Raw genomic sequence first — 17,568 nt, 5'->3', positions numbered from 1 at the left:
CCCCCGCAGGTGCGGGGGTAGGGGTTATCAGTGAACAGGCTCGCTCTTACTGCTTAGCTCCTTTTTCCGAGCCTCGCATGATGAGGCGGAAGAAGAGCGGGATAAAGAAGATGGCGATAAAGGTCGCGGCCAGCATGCCGCCGATGACCGGCCAGCCGAGGGCGTGACGGCTCGCCGCCCCTGCGCCGCTGGAGGTGACCAGCGGCACACAGCCGAGGATGAAAGCGAGCGAGGTCATAACGATGGGGCGAAAACGCAGCCGCGCCGCCTCCAGGGCCGACTCGATGAGGCTCATCCCCTCTTCGTGCTTCATCACTGCGAACTCCACGATCAGGATGGCGTTCTTGGCCGCCAGCCCGACCAGCGTCACCAGACCGATCTGGAAGTAGACGTTATTGGTCAGACCCACCAGCCAGGTGGCCAGCAGAGCGCCAAACAGGGCGAACGGCACGGCGGTGATCACCGCAAAGGGCAGGCTCCAGCGCTCATACTGGGCGGCCAGAATGAGGAAGATCATCACGATACCGAAGCCAAAGGCCATGCCTGCACTGCCGGCCGCCGCTTTCTCCTGATAGGCGGAGCCTGTCCACTCCAGCTTGGCGTCGTTGCCAAGGGTGTTGTTGGCCACCTCTTCCAGCGCAGCGATGGCTTGACCCGAGCTGTAGCCCGGCGCTGGCTGCGCCATGATCTTGGCCGCCTGGAAGATGTTGAAGCGCTCGACCAGCTCGGGGCCGGTGGCGTCACGCACCGTGACCAGACTGCTCAGCGGGATCATCTCCCCCTTGTTGGAGCGGACATAGACGTTGCGGATGTCGCTCTTCTTGGCGCGGTAGTCTGCCTCGGACTGCAACTGTACCCGGTAGGTACGGCCGAACTGGTTGAAGTCGTTGACATAGACCTGACCAAAGGTGGCCTGCATGGTGTCGAACACCGCGTTGATGGGCAGCCCCAGCGCCTTGGCCTTCTCCCGATCCAGGTCGAGATAGACCTGCGGCACGTTGGCGCGGTAGGTGGTGGTCACGCTGGCAAACTCCGGGCGCTCCTTGGCCGCTTCGAGGAAGCGCTGTACTTCAGCCGAGAACTCCTGGGCATTGCCCGAGCCGCGGTTCTGCAGATACCCCTCAAGGCCGCCGGTGGTGGACATCCCCTGAATGGGAGGCGGGTTGAAGGAGGCAACGAAACCGTCCGCCAGCCCCATCATGCTCATCCCCTGCAGGGTTTTGGCCAGCGAGAAGGAGTCGGCCCCCGCCTCTTTGCGCTCGCTCCAGTCCTTCAGGGTAATGAAGGTGAGGCCGCTGTTGCTGACGATGGCGCTGGAGAGGATGTCAAAGCCCGAGAAGGTGATGACATCCTTCACGTTGGGGTTGGCCATGGCGATCTTGTCGAACTGGTTGGCGACCGCCTGGGTACGGGTCATGGCGGCGGCATCCGGCAGCATCACTGCGGAGATGAGGTAACCCTGATCTTCGTTCGGGACCAGCTCGCCCGGCACCTTGAGGAAGAGGCCGTAGATGGAGAGCAGCAGGACAGCGATGATGCCAAAGGCCACGGCCACCCGACGGTTGAGGAAGGCCACGCCACGCACATAGCCACGGGTCAGCTGATCAAACTTGTCGTTGAACCAGACGAAGAAACGGGCCGGTTTGTGGTGCCCCTCCTTGAGCAATACGGCGCAGAGAGCCGGGGAGAGGGTCAGTGCCACAAGACCGGAGATGGCGACCGACACGGCAACCGTGATGGCGAACTGCTTGTACATCACCCCCGTCATGCCGCCCATAAAGGCGACCGGCAGGAATACGGCGCAGAGCACCAGTACGATGGCGACCACCGGGCCGGAGACCTCCTGCATGGCGAGAATGGCCGCCTCTTTGGGCGAACACTTCTTCTCCTGCATGATCCGCTCGACGTTCTCCAGCACCACGATGGCGTCATCCACCACGATACCGATGGCGAGCACCATGCCGAACAGGGTCAGCAGGTTGATGGAGAAGCCCAGCACCAGCATGCCGGCGAAGGTACCGATGAGCGATACCGGCACCGCGATGCAGGGGATCAGGGTGGCGCGGAAGTTCTGCAGGAACAGATAGACCACCACGAACACCAGCACGATCGCCTCGAACAGGGTGTAGACCACCTCCTCGATGGAGATCTTCACGAACTCGGTGGTGTCGTAGGGGATCTGGTACTCCACATCCTGCGGGAAGCGGGCCTTGAGCCGCTCCATGGTGTCGTGTACCGCACCGGCCACCGCCACGGCGTTGGCACCCGGTTGCAGGTAGGTGGCGATACCGATGGCCGGTTTGCCGTTGGCCCGGGCCAGGACGTCATAATCCTTGCCGCCGAGCTCGACCCGCGCCACATCCTTCACCCGGATCTTGGAGCCGTCAGGCATGGAGCGAACGATGATGTTTTCGAACTCCTTGACGTCCTCGAGGCGCCCCTTGGTCTGCACCGTGTAGGTGAAATCGACCGGAGCCGAGGTGGGCTGGGCGCCGATTTTGCCTGCCGCAAACTGGGTATTCTGTTCACGAATGGCGCCGATCACATCGCTCGGGGTGAGTTCGAGCTGGGCCAGTCGATCCGGCCGCAGCCAGATGCGCATGGCGTAGTCGGTACCGCCAAACAAGGTGGTATCACCGATGCCGGGAATCCGCTTGAGCTCGTCGATGATGTTGAGCAGGGCGTAGTTCGAGAGATAGGTGGTATCAAATGAGCCGTTTGGCGATTGCAAAGTCACCACCTGCAGGATGGCGGTGGACTTCTTCTTGACCGTAACCCCCTGCTTTTTCACCTCTTCCGGTAGCTGGGCCATGGCGGCCGAGACCCGGTTGTTGACGTTGATGGTGGCCTGATCCGGGTCGGTGCCGATCTCGAAGTAGACGTTGAGGTTCATCTGACCGTTGGAGGCAGAACCCGACTGCATGTAGATCATCTGCTCCACGCCGTTGATCTGCTGCTCAAGCGGCGCGGCAACGGTCTGGGAGATCACCTCCGGGGTAGCGCCCGGATAGAAGGCGGTCACCGAGACCACCGGCGGGGTGATCTGCGGGTACTGCTCGATGGGCAGCGATCGCATCGCCGCCAGCCCGCCCAGCACGATAATGATCGAAATCACGCTGGCGAAGATGGGGCGTTCGATAAAGAACTTGGAAAACATGCGAACTCCTTACTTGGCCGCGGACTGTCGAACCAGCTTGGCACTGATGGCCTGCATCTCTTCGGCAGAGACCGGCTTGACCACGCTGCCGGGGCGGGCCTTCATCAGCCCCTCGACGATGTAGTGCTCGCCCGGCTCAAGGCCGCTGTCGATCAGCACTCCATCGGCAACTACTGCCCCCAGCTTGACCGGACGGGGAACGACCTTGTTGTCGGCATCCACCACCATCACCATGCGGTCAGCCTGGGACTGAACGATGGCGCGCGGCGGCACCACGATGGCGTTTTTGCGGGTGCCCAGATCGATGGTCATGCGGACGAACTGGCCCGGCATCAGCACGCCATTTTTGTTGTCGAAGATGGCGCGGGCACGGATGGTGCCGGTCTGCGGATCGACCCGGTTGTCGGAGAAGTTGAGCTTGCCCGCCTCGGGATAGACGGAGCCGTCAGCCAGACGGATGTGGGTGCGCCAGTTGGTGGCATCCTTGGATTCGATCAACCCTTTTTTCACCGAGTTCTCGAAGTTGAGGCGATCTTGCTCCGAGTAGGAGAAGTTGACGTAGAGCGGGTTGTACTGGGTGATGGTGGTCAGCAGGCTGCTGTCGCCGCTGGTGGAGATAAGGCTCCCCTCTGACTGGGAGCTCTTGCTCGCCATGCCGTCGATGGGGGCGGTCACCTCGGTGTAGCTGAGGTTGAGTTCGGCCTCTTTGACCTTGGCCTGAACGGCCTGCAGACTGGCGACGGCCGCCTCGTAGTTGGCAAGGGTGTCGTCATAATCCTTGCGGCTCACCACCTGACGCTTGAAGAGCGGGATGATGCGATCCCGATCGGCGCGCGCCTTGTTGAGACGGGCCTGTTCCTGGGCAAGGGAGCCCTTGGCCTGTTCGAGGGCCACCTTGTAGGGCTCGGGGTCGATGAGGAACAGCTGCTGACCGGCGGTGACCGGCTGGCCCTCGACATAGGTGCGCTTGAGCAGAATGCCGCTCACCCGCGAACGCACTTCAATTTCACGAAAACCGGCGGTCTCGCCCACCATCTCGGTGGTGAGCGGCACATCGGTCAGGGTCACTTCATTGACCACGACAGGGAAGGCCGGAACACTCTGGGCCGCCGGGGTGGATTCACCGCCACAACCGCTCAGTCCGCCGATCAGCGCCAGAGTCAGCAGGGCACGCTTGAGCGGGGCATCTGCACCAGCCCTGCCAATCTCTTTGCTGGCACCATAGCGGCGAGGGTGTCCGGTATTTTTCTCCATCTGGATCATTAACGTCATGATAAAAAACAGCTTCTCTTGGGGTGGAAGGGGGATGATAGGCGGGCAACCTTGAACCGAACCTTCTCAAGGGGACAATTTGTCCCCAAATGGCGAGGTTTCGTGCTGTTTTGATGGAAAAAGAGGGCGTTAGCTGCGCTGGTCGAGCGCGGCCAGCAGCATGGCACTACTGTGGTGGGGGCGGTAACCGTTGAGGGCTGCAAGTCGTTCGCTGGTGCGGCCGTGGCCAACCAGACGCCCTGCTTTCAGCTCGATCAGGGTGGTGAAGTTGCGTCTGACAAATTCGGCGTCGTGACTGATGGCCACTATGGTAGTGCCCTTCGCCCGCTCGCTGGCCAGCCAGCGTTCCAGAATGGCCAGCCAGCGGGGATCGAAATCCCGGCTCGGCTCGTCGAGCAGCAGCAAGGCGGGCTGCATGGCATGGAGGCAGGCCACCGCCACCATGCGCCGCTGACCGGCATCGAGATCGAGTGGATGGGAGGCCGCCCACTTTGTCAGCTCGCACTCTTCCAGCGCGGTGGCGACCCGCAGCCGGATCTCCTCGCGCGGCAGTTTCTGCAGGCGCAGGCCAAAGGCGATTTCATCCTCGACCCGGCTGTGAAACAGCTGACGCTCAGACTCCTGAAACAGAAAGCCGATTTGACTGGCACGGGCCAGTGCCCGCTGTTTGCAGAGCGCCTGCTGTTGCCAGCTCACCGTGCCCGAGGTGGGGGCCAACAGACCCGCCGCCAGTCGCAGCAGGGTTGACTTGCCTGCGCCGTTATCCCCGACGATGGCGACCTGTTCCCCACTGGCAATTTGCAATGTGATGTCGTGCAGGCAGGGATTGTCCGGTGCCCATGAGAAGCAGAGGTGGTCAAAGCTCAGCATAAAACTCCCGCAACATGGCCAAGGGGTAGGGGTGATGGCGCGGGTCGCGCACCTGTAGCGTCTCGCGCAGGGAGTCCGGCAGGATCACCCGCCCGGGCAGATGGGGTAGCACCTCGCCCAGCTCACCGCAGGCCAGCTGGCGGCCATGGTCGAGCTGCAGGAATCGCTCGCAGAAGTGAGCGGCCGGAAAAAGCCGCTGCTCCAGCAAGATGACGCTGCAGCCGTTTTCCTCGCTGTAGCGGCGGATCTGCCGCAGCATGGTTTGGGTTGCCGCTGGGGTCAGACGGCTGAAAGCCTGATCGAGGATCAACAGCTTGGGAGCCATCGCCAGGGCGCAGGCCAGCACCACGCGCTGGGCTTCGCCTCCCGACAGGTCGAGGGGATGGCGGGCTGCCAGCACCTCGCAGTCACAGAGCGCCATGGCATCGGATACCCGCTGGCAGACCTCATCGGGCAGCAACCCGAGATTGGCAGGGCCAAAGGCCACCTCGTCGACGACCGAAAAGCAGCAGCCGGAAAATTGCAGATAAGGGGATTGCTGTACCCACTGACGCAAAGCCGCATGGTGATTGAGCTGGCCGCTATCATGGGGCTGCCCGAGAATAACGCCCTCTCCCGCCAGCGTGTCGAAGTGCAGCTGGTACCAGCCTCCCGCCAGCAGCTGGGCCAGCAGGGATTTGCCCGCGCCGTTGCCACCCAGGATGGCCAGCCATTCGCCCTTTTTGAGCTCGATATCGAGTGGGCCCAGTTGAAAGTGGTCTGGGTGGGCCGCATGGCCGATGGTCAACCCTTGCAGCGAGATCATGGCCACCACCTCCAGACAATCTCCAGCACTACCAGCAACAGCAGCAGATAGCGCAGTAGCGGCTCATAACGTTGCTGCGGGATCTCCGTCATGCGGGTGCGAGTTGGCTGGCTGCGAAAGCCGCGCAGATCCAGCGCCATGCTGCGGGTGGCCAGCTCGCTCAATGCCTGCCCGACCAGCGGCGAGAGCAGCGGGAGCGTGGCCTTTAGCCGGGCCAGCGGATTGCCGTCAAAGGGCACGCCGCGGGCTAGCTGGGCCTCCCTGATAGCGCGCAGCTGGTGGCCAAGCTGCTCTTTGAGCAGCAGCGGGCCGCAGCAGAGGTAGGAGAGGGCGATGGGTAGTCGGCTGGCAAAGAGCGCATGAACAAACCGCTCGGTCGAGACCGCCCAGAGCCAGAGTTGGGCGCTGGCCAGACAGGCGAGCAGCCGGCACCAGAGGGGCAGAATGGGAAACGCTTCGCTGGATGGAACCGCTGGCATGCCGAGCAGGATCCGCAACCAGGGGCCGTGCACCAGATAGAGCCCCAGTCCCAGCGGCAGCATTACCGCCAGCACCAGCTTGAGCCGGGCGCGGGAACCCGGCAGCAGCACCAGAACAAGCAGCGGCAGCAGGCTCCACCCCCAGAGCCAGGGGGGCGGCAGCACGCTGGCCGTGACCGAAAACCAGAGCCAGAGTGCGAGGGAGGTAAAGGGGTGCATCAGCGCACGGCGGCCATCTGCGGGAAGTGGCGCAGGGTGCGCTGCGGCAGGCGGCGTACCAGCCCCCAGGCGATCAGCACGGTCAGCAGTTTATCCAGCAGGTTGGTACCCAGCACGGTGACGGCGACCGACTCCTGCAGATCGCTCCCCATGGCGTGCAGGTAGGCAACGACGAAATCAGCACCGCTGCCGGTGGCGCCACCAAACAGGTAGGAGCGGATGGGAATGGCCACCAGGGTGAGCGCCAGGGTGATCACCACGCTGCTCACTACCACCTTGGGCAGATTGTTGAACCAGCCGGCCCGCGCCAGCAGACCGGCACTGAGGCCAATCATCATGGCGACCGGGGCAAAGGCCGCGGCGATGGGGCCGGTGAGCAGGCCCCACAGCAGGTTGGTGAGCAGACCGGTGGCGATCGCCATCCAGGGGCCCGCCAGAATGGCGCAGAGCACAGTCCCGATGGAGTCGAGGAAGATGGGCAGCTTGAGCATGGAGACGGCCTGTCCCGCCACCATGTTGATGGCGATGCAGATGACCATAAAAGCCAAGTTGTAGCTGGAGAGTTTACTGACGGACATAGTGATCCTCACAAGGTTCTGGGGGTAATGAGCAGCTCTTCATAACCGGATTGGGGGCAGGGGGCACGGCCAAAACGGTACGCCTCCAGCTCTCCGACTACCAGCTCGAGGGTGGTGCGCACCCGGCAACCGGGCAGCACGTGGCCGCCGCGCATCAATCCCTGTTCGTCAGAGATGGAGAGATGCAGGTGTTCGCACTCCGGATCCAGGGTGCCGCCAAGGGCGATCACCTCGAAGGCCCCCTCCAGCAGGGTGCCATCGGGCTGGGCGGCATAGCGCAGGTTGGCGTGGGTCAGGCTGCCGACCGCCCCGGCGATCCAGGCCGCTTGCAGACCGTGTCGGACCATATGGGCGCGCAATCCGGCGATAAGATCCTCCCCGGGCAACAGGCGCAGGGCCAGAAAACGGGCGGGGGAGAGAGGAAGGTGAGTTGGGGTCACTGCTGGCACTCCTTGCTGCAAAAAGAAGGTGCCCTGAGGCACCTTGTCTGGATAGGCTGTTTACGCCCTTTTATCGCAGGCAACCGCGAGCCGCTTCACAGATTGGCGATATCATTGCGGCATCAGGCGCCACATCAGGCGAAGCAGGCCCAGATGGGGGCGTGGTCGGAGGGTTTCTCGATACCGCGCAGCTCGTAGTCGATGCCGGTCTCGGTCACCTTGTCCTTGAGAGCATCGGAGGCCATGATGAGGTCGATGCGCAGGCCACGGTTCTCGTCAAAGCCCTTGGAGCGGTAGTCAAACCAGGAGAAACGCTCGCACTCGGTGGGATTGGCGGCGCGGAAGGTGTCGGTCAGGCCAAACCCTTTCAGCCGCTCCATCCACTCCCGCTCGATAGGCAGGAAGGAGCACTTGCCATCCCGCAGCCAGCGCTTGCGGTTCGCTTCGCCGATGCCGATGTCGAGATCGGTGGGGGAGATATTCATATCCCCGATCAGCACCAACTGGTCATCCGGGGTGTGATTGGTCTCCAGATAGTGCTGCAGATCCTCGTAGAACTTCTGCTTGGCCGGGAACTTGGTCTCGTGATCCTGACTTTCACCCTGCGGGAAGTAGCCGTTCATCACCTTGATGAGGGAGCCGTCTTCGTGCTCGAAGGTGGCCATGATCATCCGGCGCTGGGCCTCTTCGTCGTCGGTGGGGAAGCCTTTCTCCACCTTGACCGGCTTCTGCTTGCTCATGATGGCCACCCCGTAGTGGGCCTTCTGGCCGTGAAACTCTACGTGATAACCCATGGCCTCCACATCGGCCAGCGGGAAGGCTTCATCGTGCACCTTGATCTCCTGCAGGCCGATCACATCGGGCTGGTGCTTGTCGATGATGGCTTGCAGTTGGTGCAGACGGGCGCGCAGGCCGTTGATATTGAAAGAGATGATCTTCATGTCCGGGATGCTCATGTCATTTTTATAAGTCGCTATTGGACTAGGAATCGGCGGTGGATGCAAGTTCGGGGCGCGGGCCTGCGCCAGTGGCTGGCCCGCTTGGCAGGGCGTGACGTCAGCGGGTCATCTTCTTGACAAACACCACCACAAACAGTGCCAGCGTGAAGCTGCCGGTGAAGGCCTCGAAGGCGGCAAAGAGGCGCGAGAGGCCGATGGGGGTGAAGTCGCCGTAGCCCAGGGTGGTGAAGGTGACCACGCTGTAGTAGAGGCACTCCAGCAGAAAGATGGCGTTCTGCTCGAAGGGGGCGCCCGGGTGATAGGCGAGATGGTTGCCGTTGAAGCTCAGGCCAAAGAAGAAGTAGAAGATGCTGCAGATAAAGATGAGCAGCAGGGAGAAGAGCACCACCCGCATCGGGGCTTCACCGTAACCGCAGAACAGATCGACTATCCAGGAGGTGAAGCGCTGACTCGACCAGAACGGCAGTTGCAGCCGGCGCATGGTGAGCTCCTGCTGGATATAGTTGCCGGACATGGTGAAGATCCCCTGCGCCTCGGAGGCTTTGCGCAGATCCCGGTAGGTCTCTTCGGCCTCCTTGAACCAGACTCTGGCCTGCTCGGGATCCCGCTCGCGGCGCCCCTTGCGATCCTGCATCACCCGCTTGCCGGTCTGCATGTTGTCGAGCCGGGTATTGTGCCAGCGAATACCGAGCAGGTTGACGTCGTCGAGGATGGCGCAGTGCAGGTTGGCATCGCTGAGATCGGCCTTCATCAGGCTACCCCCTTTCATGCGCAGGCCGTAGAGGTGGCCACCCCGCAGGTTGGCGCGATAGAGGTTGCACTGCTCCAGCAAAAATCCCTGTTTGGACCCCTTGTTGACCAGATTGAGACCGGCCAGATTGGCGCGGGCCAGCTGCAAGCCGTGGCAGAGGCCGCCAGCGCGGACATACTGCTCAAGCGCCTCTGCGGTGTGGGGATCCTGTTTATTGGTATGCGGGTCGTGCCAGTGGCAGAGATCGTGCTCGCCAGCCTCCTCGTTGCAGTGGCGACCATCGGCCACCAGATAACGACATATCGCCATCCTTGTTCCCCCTCTGCTGCCAGTCTGGTTTCAGCATAGGCGCCCCGAGGGGAGTGCGGGGTCAGCTGAACTGGTTGAACTCCTGACGCAGCTTGCGAAAACGATCCTGTTGGGCTGGGTTGAGGGGGATGCCGTCGAGCATGTCCAGAGTGTCCTTGCACTCGGTACCAAACTCCGGGCTCTTGCGGTTTTTCTGCATCAGTTGCAGCAGCACCTGGATCTTGTTGAGGGCGGCACCGGTGTTGGCTGGTGCCCGGCGCAGTGCCTCGCGAAAGTGACCGAGTGCCTGTTCCAGCTCGCCCGCCTGATAGGCCTTGATGCCCAGTTCGTTGAGCTGCTGGTAGCGCTGACGGCGCTCGAGCACCGTCTTGTCATCCCGGGTCGCCTGAATACAGGTGGTGAGCAGGTGATCCTCATCCTCGGCCAGCAGGCTCTGCAGACTCTCGGCATATTCGAACTCGCCGAGTTGATAGAGGGCGAGGATGGTCTCCCCGAGCAGGGTCGGGGGCATGGTGGCCGGTTCGTCGAGCCAGTTCTGGTTGGCGCGATAGAGCATCTTCTTGCCCTTGAGCAGCTCCCCCAGCGCAATCTGCACCCGCGCCTGACAGATCTGCTCGAACACCGGGTAGTTGAACTCCGACATCATCAGCGAATCGCGGATGCGCGACAGGGCCGAGTTGACCTGCTTTTGCAGGTTGGCGATGTGATAGCTGTCGTTGCTGTTGAGGGCATAGAGGGTCAGGGTCTGGATATAGGCCCCCAGATAGTGGGGGGTGCGGTGAATCGAGTTGCGCGACAGATCGATGAGGGAGAGCAGTACATCCTTGGCCTGAGCGTAATCGTGGCGCAGCAGGCACACCTCGGCCAGTCGGCGAGCCAGCTGGACTGACTGGGGCGAGATGTCGACGGCCCGCTTGAGCTCCTGCTGGGCGACCTCATCGTTGCCAAGGGCGAGCTGGGACTCTGCCAGCCAGCGGTAAGCCTCCACCATCAGGGGAGTATTCTTCAGGGTCGCCTGCAGGTGGCTGACCGCCTCTTCATGGAGCCCCAGGGTGTTGCACGCCTTGCCCAGTGTCAGGCGGGCCCAGCTATTCTCCTGCCCGGCCAGCAGCTGGCGCATCAGGGATCGCGCCTCCTGAGCCTGACCCAGTTTGAGGTGGGTATCGGCCTGCAGGCAGCGGCAGTAGTTGGCATAGCGCGGAACCGTATCGGCCCGCTCGGCGCAGGCGGTAATCAGCGCGGGCAGGTCATCCTCCGCCATGGCGCTAAACACGCTGGCGAGTGCCTGACGGCGGGCGAGGGCCCGTTTGATGCGAAACGAGAACTGCTCCTGAGAGAAAGGCTTCATCAGGTATTCGTCGGGCTCGGCTTCCAGCGCGCTCAGCACCATGGCGCGGGAGCTGTCGCCGCTCACCATGATCACCACGCTTTGGGGAGGAACCAGGTGCTGATCCCGCAGGCTCTCCAGCAGCTGGCGGCCATTTTCGCCGACCCCCAGATCGTAATCGATGAGATAGATGTCAAAACTGCCTTTCTGGCAGCGACGGCGCGCATCCTCGGCGCTGTTGGAGAAGGTGATGTTGCTGATGCCGATATTGATCAGCATCGCCTTCATCATGACCTGAAACGAGCGTTGCTCGTTGACCATCAGAATGCGCTGGGGCTTGGCTGGGCTTTTCTTTTCGGGCTCGGTATCCGGTATCTGCATCTGTCTGGTCGAGGCGCTACGGGCTGATGGGGAAAGTGTGCCACCAAAGCGGCTGAAGAGGCAATTGGCCAAGTTGCCGTTTGTATACCTTGCTCTGCTGTCGTCGCGGGAGAAACGTCGGGAAACAGAGAGGGCCCGGTTGTGGGCCCTCTCTTTTTATTTTTTCTTCTCTGCCAGATAGGGGGCAAATTGGGGTGTGTGGATGGCCTCGAATCCCTTGTCCGTTTTGACGATGAGATAGACCGCAAGCTTGTGCTCCTTGGCAAAAGCCATCGCCTCAGTGGGGCCCATCACCATCAGGGCGGTATCGAGGGCATCGGCCTCCAGCGCAGTGGGGGTGATGACGCTTGCCGAGACCAGCTTATGGGTGATGGGCTGGCCGGTAGCGGGGTCGATGATATGGGAGTAGCGCTGGCCATCGAGCTCGTAGTAGTTGCGATAGCTGCCGGCAGTGCTGAGCGCCATGCCGTTGGGGATGACGATGTCGGAGAAGGCACCCGGCTGATCGGAGGGCTCGACGATGGCGACTCGCCACGGCGAGCCCTTGCTGTTGTGGCCCTTGCTGCGCACCGCACCCGCCACCTCGATGAGGTAGTTGTTGACCCCCTTGCTCTCCAGCAGGGCGGCGATTTCATCCGAGGCAGCCCCTTCACCGAGGGTGGAGAGGTCGAGATAGAGGTTCGGGATAGACTTCTTCAGCAGGAAGTGATCCCCCTGTGGCGTCAGGGTCAGCTTGTCGATACCGACTTTCTGGCGGGCGGCGGCGATGGCAGCCTCATCTGGCCGTTTGACGGGGCGCTTGTCCGGGCCAAAGCCCCACAGATTGACCAGCGGCCCGACCGTGACATCAAGCTTGCCATTGGTCAGGTGACCTGCATCGATCCCCTGCCGGACGATTTTGGCCATGGCTGCGGGGATGATGAACGGCGTATTGGCCGGCCCCTGATTGAAGCGAGAGATGAGCGAGTCGGGGTCATAGGTGGAGATCTCGCTGTTCATCCGGGCCAGCAGGTTCTCCACCTCGCTCTTGAGCGCGGGTTCGCCACCGGGGAAGGGATCGCTCAGGGTGACCACATAGTAGGTGCCCATGGTTTTGCCCTGAATGCGGGTTTGGGCCGGTGGCTGGGGTTGGCAGCCGGTGAGCGCCAGCAGCAGGGTCAGCAGCAGGCAGCGCAGGGCGGTAGCGGGGGTTATGGCCATCATCAGCAGGTCTCTTGTTGGCGAAGGGCTGGTCGGGGCGCTAGCTTAGCCAAGGGGATGGCGACGGGCGAGCCCCGCCCGGCGAAAATGGCGGAAAAAATTAAACAGACTTTGCTTATTCTGGTGAGCTGGCCCACAGCTTCGGGCTAAATTCATAGCCGATTGAATACAGACGAGTAAAATAAAGGTCGATTTTGACAGCATCTTTGCGGGCATTCTTGAAGAAGTGTTGCGCAAACCTGTTGCCATTCATTGCCAATCAAAGGAGAAGATAATGAAAAAGGCGATTACCCTGCTGTTTCTGAGTACCCTGGCTGCCCCGGTACTGGCCGATGAGTGCGCGTTGGTCATCGAGGGCAATGATGCCATGCAGTACAACCTCAAGGAGATGAGCGTACCTGCGACTTGCAAAGAGGTAACCGTCACCCTGAACCACACCGGTAAACTGCCGGTTACCGGCATGGGCCACAACTGGGTGCTGGCCACTACTGCCGACTATCAGGCAGTGGCGACCGCCGGGATGAGCGCTGGTGCCGAGAACAACTATTTGCCCAAGGATGACCCCCGCGTACTGGCTCACACCAAGCTGATTGGCGGTGGCGAGAGCACCAGCGTGACCTTCAAGACCGACGGTCTGGCCGGCAAGGATCTCACCTTCTTCTGCTCCTTCCCTGGCCACTTTGCCATGATGAAGGGCACCTTCAAGGTGAACTAAGGCTATGACCGGCATTGTGCCGGGCGCCTGAATATAAAAAGCCGGGATTGCCCGGCTTTTTCATGCTCTTTTGCTGTCCCGCCGCTACTTCCCTTGCAGGGTAAAGAAGGCAATGGTGCTCTTCTTCTGGCAGTCGAAGTGAATGCTCTCCTCGCCACTCACCACCAGCGTCTCGTTGATAGCGACCACTTGCCCCTGCACCGTGAGCTGGCCGCTCAGCAGATGGCAGAGGTAGGTTTTCTCTGGCTCGAGGGTAAGGGTCAGGGGGAAGGGGAGGTTCAATACCCGCACGTTGGCCGCAATCCTGTCCGGGTGGTAGATAAGGCCCAGGTCGGTCACCTCTTTTTTCAGCAGTTCGCAGTGGGTCTCCTCGTCACCGCCAAAATGTGCCGCTTCAAAGGTGGCGTAGGGGTGGCCGTTCAGTACGAAGCCAGCACCGCTCACCGGCAGCAGAATGCGCTGATAGCCCGGGAAGGTAGAGAAGCGGCCGGCCTCCTTGATGGGGGCGGAGCTGAGCCGGTAGTCAAAGTCGAGCTTGTCGAGGCTCGCTCCCTTGGGGGAGATGAGGATCTGGGCTGTGGTGCCCTGCTTGTTTTTCCAGGGCATCTTCTGGTGGTCAGACTCTTTAATCAGGGTGATCACGGGCACTTCCTCAGCATGAAAAAACAGAGGGAGCCGGGGGGATTGGCCCCGGCTCCCTGATAAATAGACAGTTGGCGTGGCAGGGTATCAGCCCTGACCATCCAGCGCCGCCAGCCGGGCTTCCATGGCGGCGAGACGGCTCTTGAGTTCGCTCACCTCCTGCTCCAGCTCGCTCAGGCGATCCGCCGCAGGAGAGGCGTAGGCTGCTGCCGGAGCGGCTTCCATCATCGCCTGAATATCCACTTCACCGCTAAAGAGGTGGGCGTAGCGGGATTCGCGCTTGCCCGGTTCACGGGGCAGTTTGACCACATAGGGGCCGCGCTCGATGAGCTGGGTCAGTACCGCATCCACTTCGGTTACGTCATCAAAGCTGCACAGTCGATTGGTGCGCGAGCGCAGTTCCCCCGGGGTTTGCGGGCCACGCAGCAGCAGTTCGCAAATGATGCCGAGCTCCTGAGCGCTGAATTTGAGTTCGCCAAATTCGGTGTTGCAGAATCTGTGTTGATAGCGGGGCACCCGGGCGTTGAACCCGGCGGTATTGACCACCAGTCGCCGGCGGATCAGCTCGTCAACCACGGCTCGGATGTCGAGCTCGGCAAGCTCCAGCACCGGCTCGCGGTTGCTCTTCTGGTTGCAGGCATTGACCAGTGCATTGAGGGAGAGGGGATATTGATCCGGGGTGCAGATCTCTTTTTCAATCAGGCACCCGATGACACGGGCCTCCAGCGGGCCAAGTACTAACTCCATTTCCTACTCCCTAGCAAATCGCGATATCAAGAGCCCCTATCTTAGCCATGACCTCTGCTCCGTCCAGTTTTGTCAGCCATTTTTGCGAGCGTGCAGAGGGGTTGGCGAAACCGTCGCCAGCAGCAGGAGCCATTTGATTGCTATTTCTTGGCATGGAGTGAGGTTGAGGGGGTAATGAAAAGCCCGGCTCTCTGGCCGGGCTGAAGGATAAGTTGCTTATCCTGATATTCGTCGAGGCATCTATTGTGGATGTTGCTTGAGGATCTCGTATATCTCCTCTTTCAGTTTAAGTTTCTGTTTTTTCAGATCCTTCACCTCGGAGCTGTAGTCACTGGCGTGATGCTTTTCCAGCTTTCTAATCTCCTCATCCAGGTCGTTGTGCAAGTCAAACTTCTTCTGGAAATGGACATCACTGCTCTTCAGTCTCGAGATGAGTTCTCTGTACTCTGGGAACATGTAATGGAGCCTCCTTGGTTTCGTTTGATTGTGCCTGTAAGACCAAGCTACCCCTTAGCGACGGTGATAAACGTGATCGTGATCGAATTTAGGGGCAATGATTGGATATACTTGAAAGGCTATTTTTAAGGCATTGAATTGATTGGGAATAAATGAGTTTTCAATTCAAGGCATGGGCCAAAACGTTGCTCGGATCACATAACTTGCATGAGGCCGGTGAGCGGCAGAGAGCAAAAAGGGGCCTTGTGGCCCCTTTTCAGTGATGAGGGGAATCACCCCTTATCCTTGTCTGTCTGATCTTTCTTCTTTTTCTTTTCAGGCAATGGCTTGCCGTCGCGATGGATAACCTTGCCCGCTTCGAAACCGATCTGGGCGGCCAGCTCTTCGAGATCCGGCGACTTGGCCTGATCGCCAACGGCGTAACGGTAGTTGGCCACGGAGAGGCGCTCGGCCACCGGGGTATTGGCAACAATCGGCTCACGCCAGCCCTGCCCGATGTGGGCCACCAGAGTGCCGTTCATCAGCAGCTCACCGATGATCTCCTGAGTCGGGTTGCCCTTGCCGTAGGTGAGCCCCTGCGGGTGCTTCTTGCCGACCAGCGGTTCGCTGCTGGCGGGGATCAGCTTGGTACGGATCAGCCACTTGGGATTTTTGGTGTTGCCCACCGCCTTGCCGGTCTGGTACTCGTTGATCTTGATGGTCTTGATCATCTGGGCCATGAAATCCTTGGTCAGCGCCTTCTGGGCCTCGCTGCTCTCATCGATAACGATAGGGGCTACATACCAGGTCATGGTGGCTTGAGTCTTGGGGGCTGCGGGCGCGGTTTGCGCCATGGCCAGAGGGCTGAGCAGCAGGGCAGTCAGCAAGAGTCCGATTTTCTTCATTCTGATTCCGCTTATGTTTCAACTAGGATTTTGTTTTGCCAGCGACGACTGCGCCAGCGCCAGAACATGGCCAGACCGCGAACCCACTCGTCGCAGGCGAGCGCCAGCCAGATGCTTACCAGTCCATAGCCCTGCATGATACCAAGGAAATAGGAAAGGGGTACGGCAATTCCCCACATGGAGAGCAGTGCCATGTAGAGGGGGAAGCGGGCATCACCCGTTGCGCGCAGGGCGTTGATCACCACCAGATTGAAGGTGCGGCCTGGCTCGAGGATGAGGCTGATGAGAAAGAGCTGCGCCACCTGGGTGATGATGTCGGGGTCATCGGTAAAGAGGCTGATGATGGTGCGGCCATTAAGCGCTGCCGCCACGGCGATGACGCAGGTGACCGCGAGCCCGAGCTTGAGGCTCTTGAGCAGCTGTTGATAGGCCCGGTCAAACTGTCTGGCGCCCGCCAGATGGCCGATGATGATCTCGTTGCCAAGACCGATGGAGAGGCCAAACAGCAGGATGAACAGGCAGATCTGGAAGAAGTAGGACTGGGTTGCCAGCGCCTTGTCCCCCAGCAGACCGACAAAGGCGGTCACTACCATGAACTGCAGCATCCAGGAGAGGTTCTCGCCGGCGGCAGGCAGGCCGATATGGAGCACCTTGCCCAGCATCTCACGGCTGGGGTGAACGATGTCGCGGATCTTGAGGTGAATGCCGGTTTTGCGGGCCACCAGCCAGACCAGCATCACCACGCCCACCAGACGCCCGGCCACTGTGCTGATGGCAACACCCGCCACGCCCATCTGGGGCAGGCCGAACCAGCCGTAGAGCAGCAGCAGGTTGCCGACAAAGGTGATGAGGTTGACGATGAGAGTCACATACATCGCCTGACGGGTATGGCCGTGGGCGCGCAGCGTCGCCGCCAGACAGAGCGCCGCCGCTTCCGGCAGCAGGCAGAGGCCGATGATCTGCAGGTAGAGGGTGCCATCGCTCATCAGGTTGGCTGGCAGGTTCATCAGCGCCAGCATGGTGCTGGCACCGGTCATGACCCCGACTGCCGCCACCAGACCGATCAGCAGGTTGAAGCCGATGGCGGTGTGGATCACCACTCGGCTGCGCTCCCTGTCACCTGCCCCCAGATACTGGGTGATCACCACGCTGGTACCGATACTGACGAAGCTGAACAATGTGATGGCCAGATCGAACACCTGATTACCGACCGCCAGCGCCGCGACCCCCTGATAGGAGACATGTCCCACCATGAAGGTGTTGAGTGCGCCGGTCAGAAAGTGGAGGGCGAGATCGATAAAGAGCGGCCAGGTCAGCGCAAAAAGCGTGCCCGGGCCTGCGTGGGATTGAGTTTGCATGGCATGTCCAACAGCTGGG

17 protein-coding genes are annotated in these 17,568 nt (G+C 61.0%); 1 reads left to right on the top strand and 16 read right to left on the bottom strand.

The features are described 5' to 3' along the window. Positions 1-46 precede the first annotated feature (46 nt). The 11 genes from NOM67_RS06985 to NOM67_RS06935 form a co-directional block, all read right to left on the bottom strand. Positions 47-3,157, bottom strand: a complete 3,111-nt coding sequence (locus NOM67_RS06985; protein ID WP_043849532.1) for an efflux RND transporter permease subunit — start codon at positions 3,155-3,157, stop codon at positions 47-49. A gap of 9 nt (positions 3,158-3,166) precedes the next feature. Further along, on the bottom strand, positions 3,167-4,429 hold the full coding sequence (locus NOM67_RS06980) for an efflux RND transporter periplasmic adaptor subunit (protein ID WP_236662290.1): 1,263 nt from the start codon (positions 4,427-4,429) through the stop codon (positions 3,167-3,169). A gap of 129 nt (positions 4,430-4,558) precedes the next feature. Continuing rightward, entirely contained in the window at positions 4,559-5,299 is a 741-nt protein-coding gene (locus tag NOM67_RS06975) for an energy-coupling factor ABC transporter ATP-binding protein (RefSeq protein WP_255935024.1), read from the bottom strand. Then, complete coding sequence (locus NOM67_RS06970) at positions 5,286-6,104, bottom strand: energy-coupling factor ABC transporter ATP-binding protein (RefSeq protein WP_156853374.1); 819 nt, start codon at positions 6,102-6,104, stop codon at positions 5,286-5,288. The genes NOM67_RS06975 and NOM67_RS06970 overlap by 14 nt, the downstream gene beginning before the upstream one ends. After that, entirely contained in the window at positions 6,101-6,802 is a 702-nt protein-coding gene (locus tag NOM67_RS06965) for an energy-coupling factor transporter transmembrane component T (protein ID WP_156853375.1), read from the bottom strand. Before NOM67_RS06965 ends, NOM67_RS06970 begins: the two co-directional genes overlap by 4 nt. Continuing rightward, entirely contained in the window at positions 6,802-7,380 is a 579-nt protein-coding gene (locus NOM67_RS06960) for an ECF transporter S component (protein WP_041208635.1), read from the bottom strand. The genes NOM67_RS06965 and NOM67_RS06960 overlap by 1 nt, the downstream gene beginning before the upstream one ends. An 8-nt stretch (positions 7,381-7,388) precedes the next feature. Then, positions 7,389-7,820, bottom strand: a complete 432-nt coding sequence (locus NOM67_RS06955; RefSeq protein WP_075114411.1) for a PPC domain-containing DNA-binding protein — start codon at positions 7,818-7,820, stop codon at positions 7,389-7,391. A gap of 134 nt (positions 7,821-7,954) precedes the next feature. Beyond that, on the bottom strand, positions 7,955-8,761 hold the full coding sequence (gene xthA / locus NOM67_RS06950; RefSeq protein ID WP_199427247.1) for an exodeoxyribonuclease III: 807 nt from the start codon (positions 8,759-8,761) through the stop codon (positions 7,955-7,957). A gap of 115 nt (positions 8,762-8,876) precedes the next feature. Next, positions 8,877-9,839, bottom strand: a complete 963-nt coding sequence (locus NOM67_RS06945; protein ID WP_042031276.1) for an ion channel — start codon at positions 9,837-9,839, stop codon at positions 8,877-8,879. 61 nt (positions 9,840-9,900) lie between these two features. After that, the gene (locus NOM67_RS06940) at positions 9,901-11,547 is read right to left on the bottom strand and encodes a response regulator (protein ID WP_042031275.1); all 1,647 of its coding nucleotides are present in this window, start codon (positions 11,545-11,547) and stop codon (positions 9,901-9,903) included. A gap of 156 nt (positions 11,548-11,703) precedes the next feature. Continuing rightward, positions 11,704-12,750, bottom strand: a complete 1,047-nt coding sequence (locus NOM67_RS06935; RefSeq protein ID WP_255935010.1) for an FAD:protein FMN transferase — start codon at positions 12,748-12,750, stop codon at positions 11,704-11,706. A 271-nt stretch (positions 12,751-13,021) separates the two neighbouring features. On the opposite strand from NOM67_RS06935, the gene azu reads away from it, so the two are divergent. Further along, positions 13,022-13,462 carry an azurin gene (azu, locus tag NOM67_RS06930; RefSeq protein ID WP_041208630.1) on the top strand — a complete coding sequence of 147 codons (441 nt, stop codon included), beginning with the start codon at positions 13,022-13,024 and terminating at the stop codon, positions 13,460-13,462. Positions 13,463-13,546: 84 nt separating this feature from the next. On the opposite strand, the gene NOM67_RS06925 is transcribed toward azu, so the two are convergent. The 5 genes from NOM67_RS06925 to NOM67_RS06905 form a co-directional block, all read right to left on the bottom strand. Further along, positions 13,547-14,104 carry a HutD family protein gene (locus tag NOM67_RS06925; protein WP_071911052.1) on the bottom strand — a complete coding sequence of 186 codons (558 nt, stop codon included), beginning with the start codon at positions 14,102-14,104 and terminating at the stop codon, positions 13,547-13,549. 87 nt (positions 14,105-14,191) lie between these two features. Then, a complete protein-coding gene (locus tag NOM67_RS06920) occupies positions 14,192-14,851 on the bottom strand; it encodes a YceH family protein (RefSeq protein ID WP_041208627.1) in 660 nt (219 codons plus the stop codon). 240 nt (positions 14,852-15,091) lie between these two features. Then, positions 15,092-15,307 (bottom strand): YdcH family protein, encoded by a 216-nt coding sequence (locus NOM67_RS06915; protein ID WP_041208625.1) that lies wholly within the window; start codon positions 15,305-15,307, stop codon positions 15,092-15,094. Positions 15,308-15,579: 272 nt separating this feature from the next. Further along, positions 15,580-16,191 carry a hypothetical protein gene (locus NOM67_RS06910; RefSeq protein ID WP_041208622.1) on the bottom strand — a complete coding sequence of 204 codons (612 nt, stop codon included), beginning with the start codon at positions 16,189-16,191 and terminating at the stop codon, positions 15,580-15,582. 11 nt (positions 16,192-16,202) lie between these two features. Next, positions 16,203-17,549, bottom strand: a complete 1,347-nt coding sequence (locus NOM67_RS06905; RefSeq protein WP_255934997.1) for an MATE family efflux transporter — start codon at positions 17,547-17,549, stop codon at positions 16,203-16,205. Between the last annotated feature and the right edge of the window lie 19 nt (positions 17,550-17,568).

Source organism: Aeromonas sp. SG16 (assembly GCF_024436135.1).
GTDB lineage: Bacteria > Pseudomonadota > Gammaproteobacteria > Enterobacterales > Aeromonadaceae > Aeromonas > Aeromonas jandaei.
Note: the sequence above shows the minus strand (reverse complement) of the source record. Positions and strands in the feature narration are given on the sequence as shown.

Excerpts from the sequence above, each read along its gene's own strand:
- NOM67_RS06935 (WP_255935010.1), bottom strand. The coding sequence starts at position 12,750 with ATGATGGCCATAACCCCCGCTACCGCCCTGCGCTGCCTGCTGCTGACC.
- NOM67_RS06970 (WP_156853374.1), bottom strand. The coding sequence starts at position 6,104 with ATGATCTCGCTGCAAGGGTTGACCATCGGCCATGCGGCCCACCCAGAC.
- NOM67_RS06915 (WP_041208625.1), bottom strand. The coding sequence starts at position 15,307 with ATGTTCCCAGAGTACAGAGAACTCATCTCGAGACTGAAGAGCAGTGAT.
- azu (WP_041208630.1), top strand. The coding sequence starts at position 13,022 with ATGAAAAAGGCGATTACCCTGCTGTTTCTGAGTACCCTGGCTGCCCCG.
- NOM67_RS06965 (WP_156853375.1), bottom strand. The coding sequence starts at position 6,802 with ATGCACCCCTTTACCTCCCTCGCACTCTGGCTCTGGTTTTCGGTCACG.
- NOM67_RS06985 (WP_043849532.1), bottom strand. The coding sequence starts at position 3,157 with ATGTTTTCCAAGTTCTTTATCGAACGCCCCATCTTCGCCAGCGTGATT.
- NOM67_RS06980 (WP_236662290.1), bottom strand. The coding sequence starts at position 4,429 with ATGACGTTAATGATCCAGATGGAGAAAAATACCGGACACCCTCGCCGC.
- NOM67_RS06940 (WP_042031275.1), bottom strand. The coding sequence starts at position 11,547 with ATGCAGATACCGGATACCGAGCCCGAAAAGAAAAGCCCAGCCAAGCCC.
- NOM67_RS06910 (WP_041208622.1), bottom strand. The coding sequence starts at position 16,191 with ATGAAGAAAATCGGACTCTTGCTGACTGCCCTGCTGCTCAGCCCTCTG.
- NOM67_RS06945 (WP_042031276.1), bottom strand. The coding sequence starts at position 9,839 with ATGGCGATATGTCGTTATCTGGTGGCCGATGGTCGCCACTGCAACGAG.
- NOM67_RS06960 (WP_041208635.1), bottom strand. The coding sequence starts at position 7,380 with ATGTCCGTCAGTAAACTCTCCAGCTACAACTTGGCTTTTATGGTCATC.
- NOM67_RS06905 (WP_255934997.1), bottom strand. The coding sequence starts at position 17,549 with ATGCAAACTCAATCCCACGCAGGCCCGGGCACGCTTTTTGCGCTGACC.
- xthA (WP_199427247.1), bottom strand. The coding sequence starts at position 8,761 with ATGAAGATCATCTCTTTCAATATCAACGGCCTGCGCGCCCGTCTGCAC.
- NOM67_RS06920 (WP_041208627.1), bottom strand. The coding sequence starts at position 14,851 with ATGGAGTTAGTACTTGGCCCGCTGGAGGCCCGTGTCATCGGGTGCCTG.
- NOM67_RS06975 (WP_255935024.1), bottom strand. The coding sequence starts at position 5,299 with ATGCTGAGCTTTGACCACCTCTGCTTCTCATGGGCACCGGACAATCCC.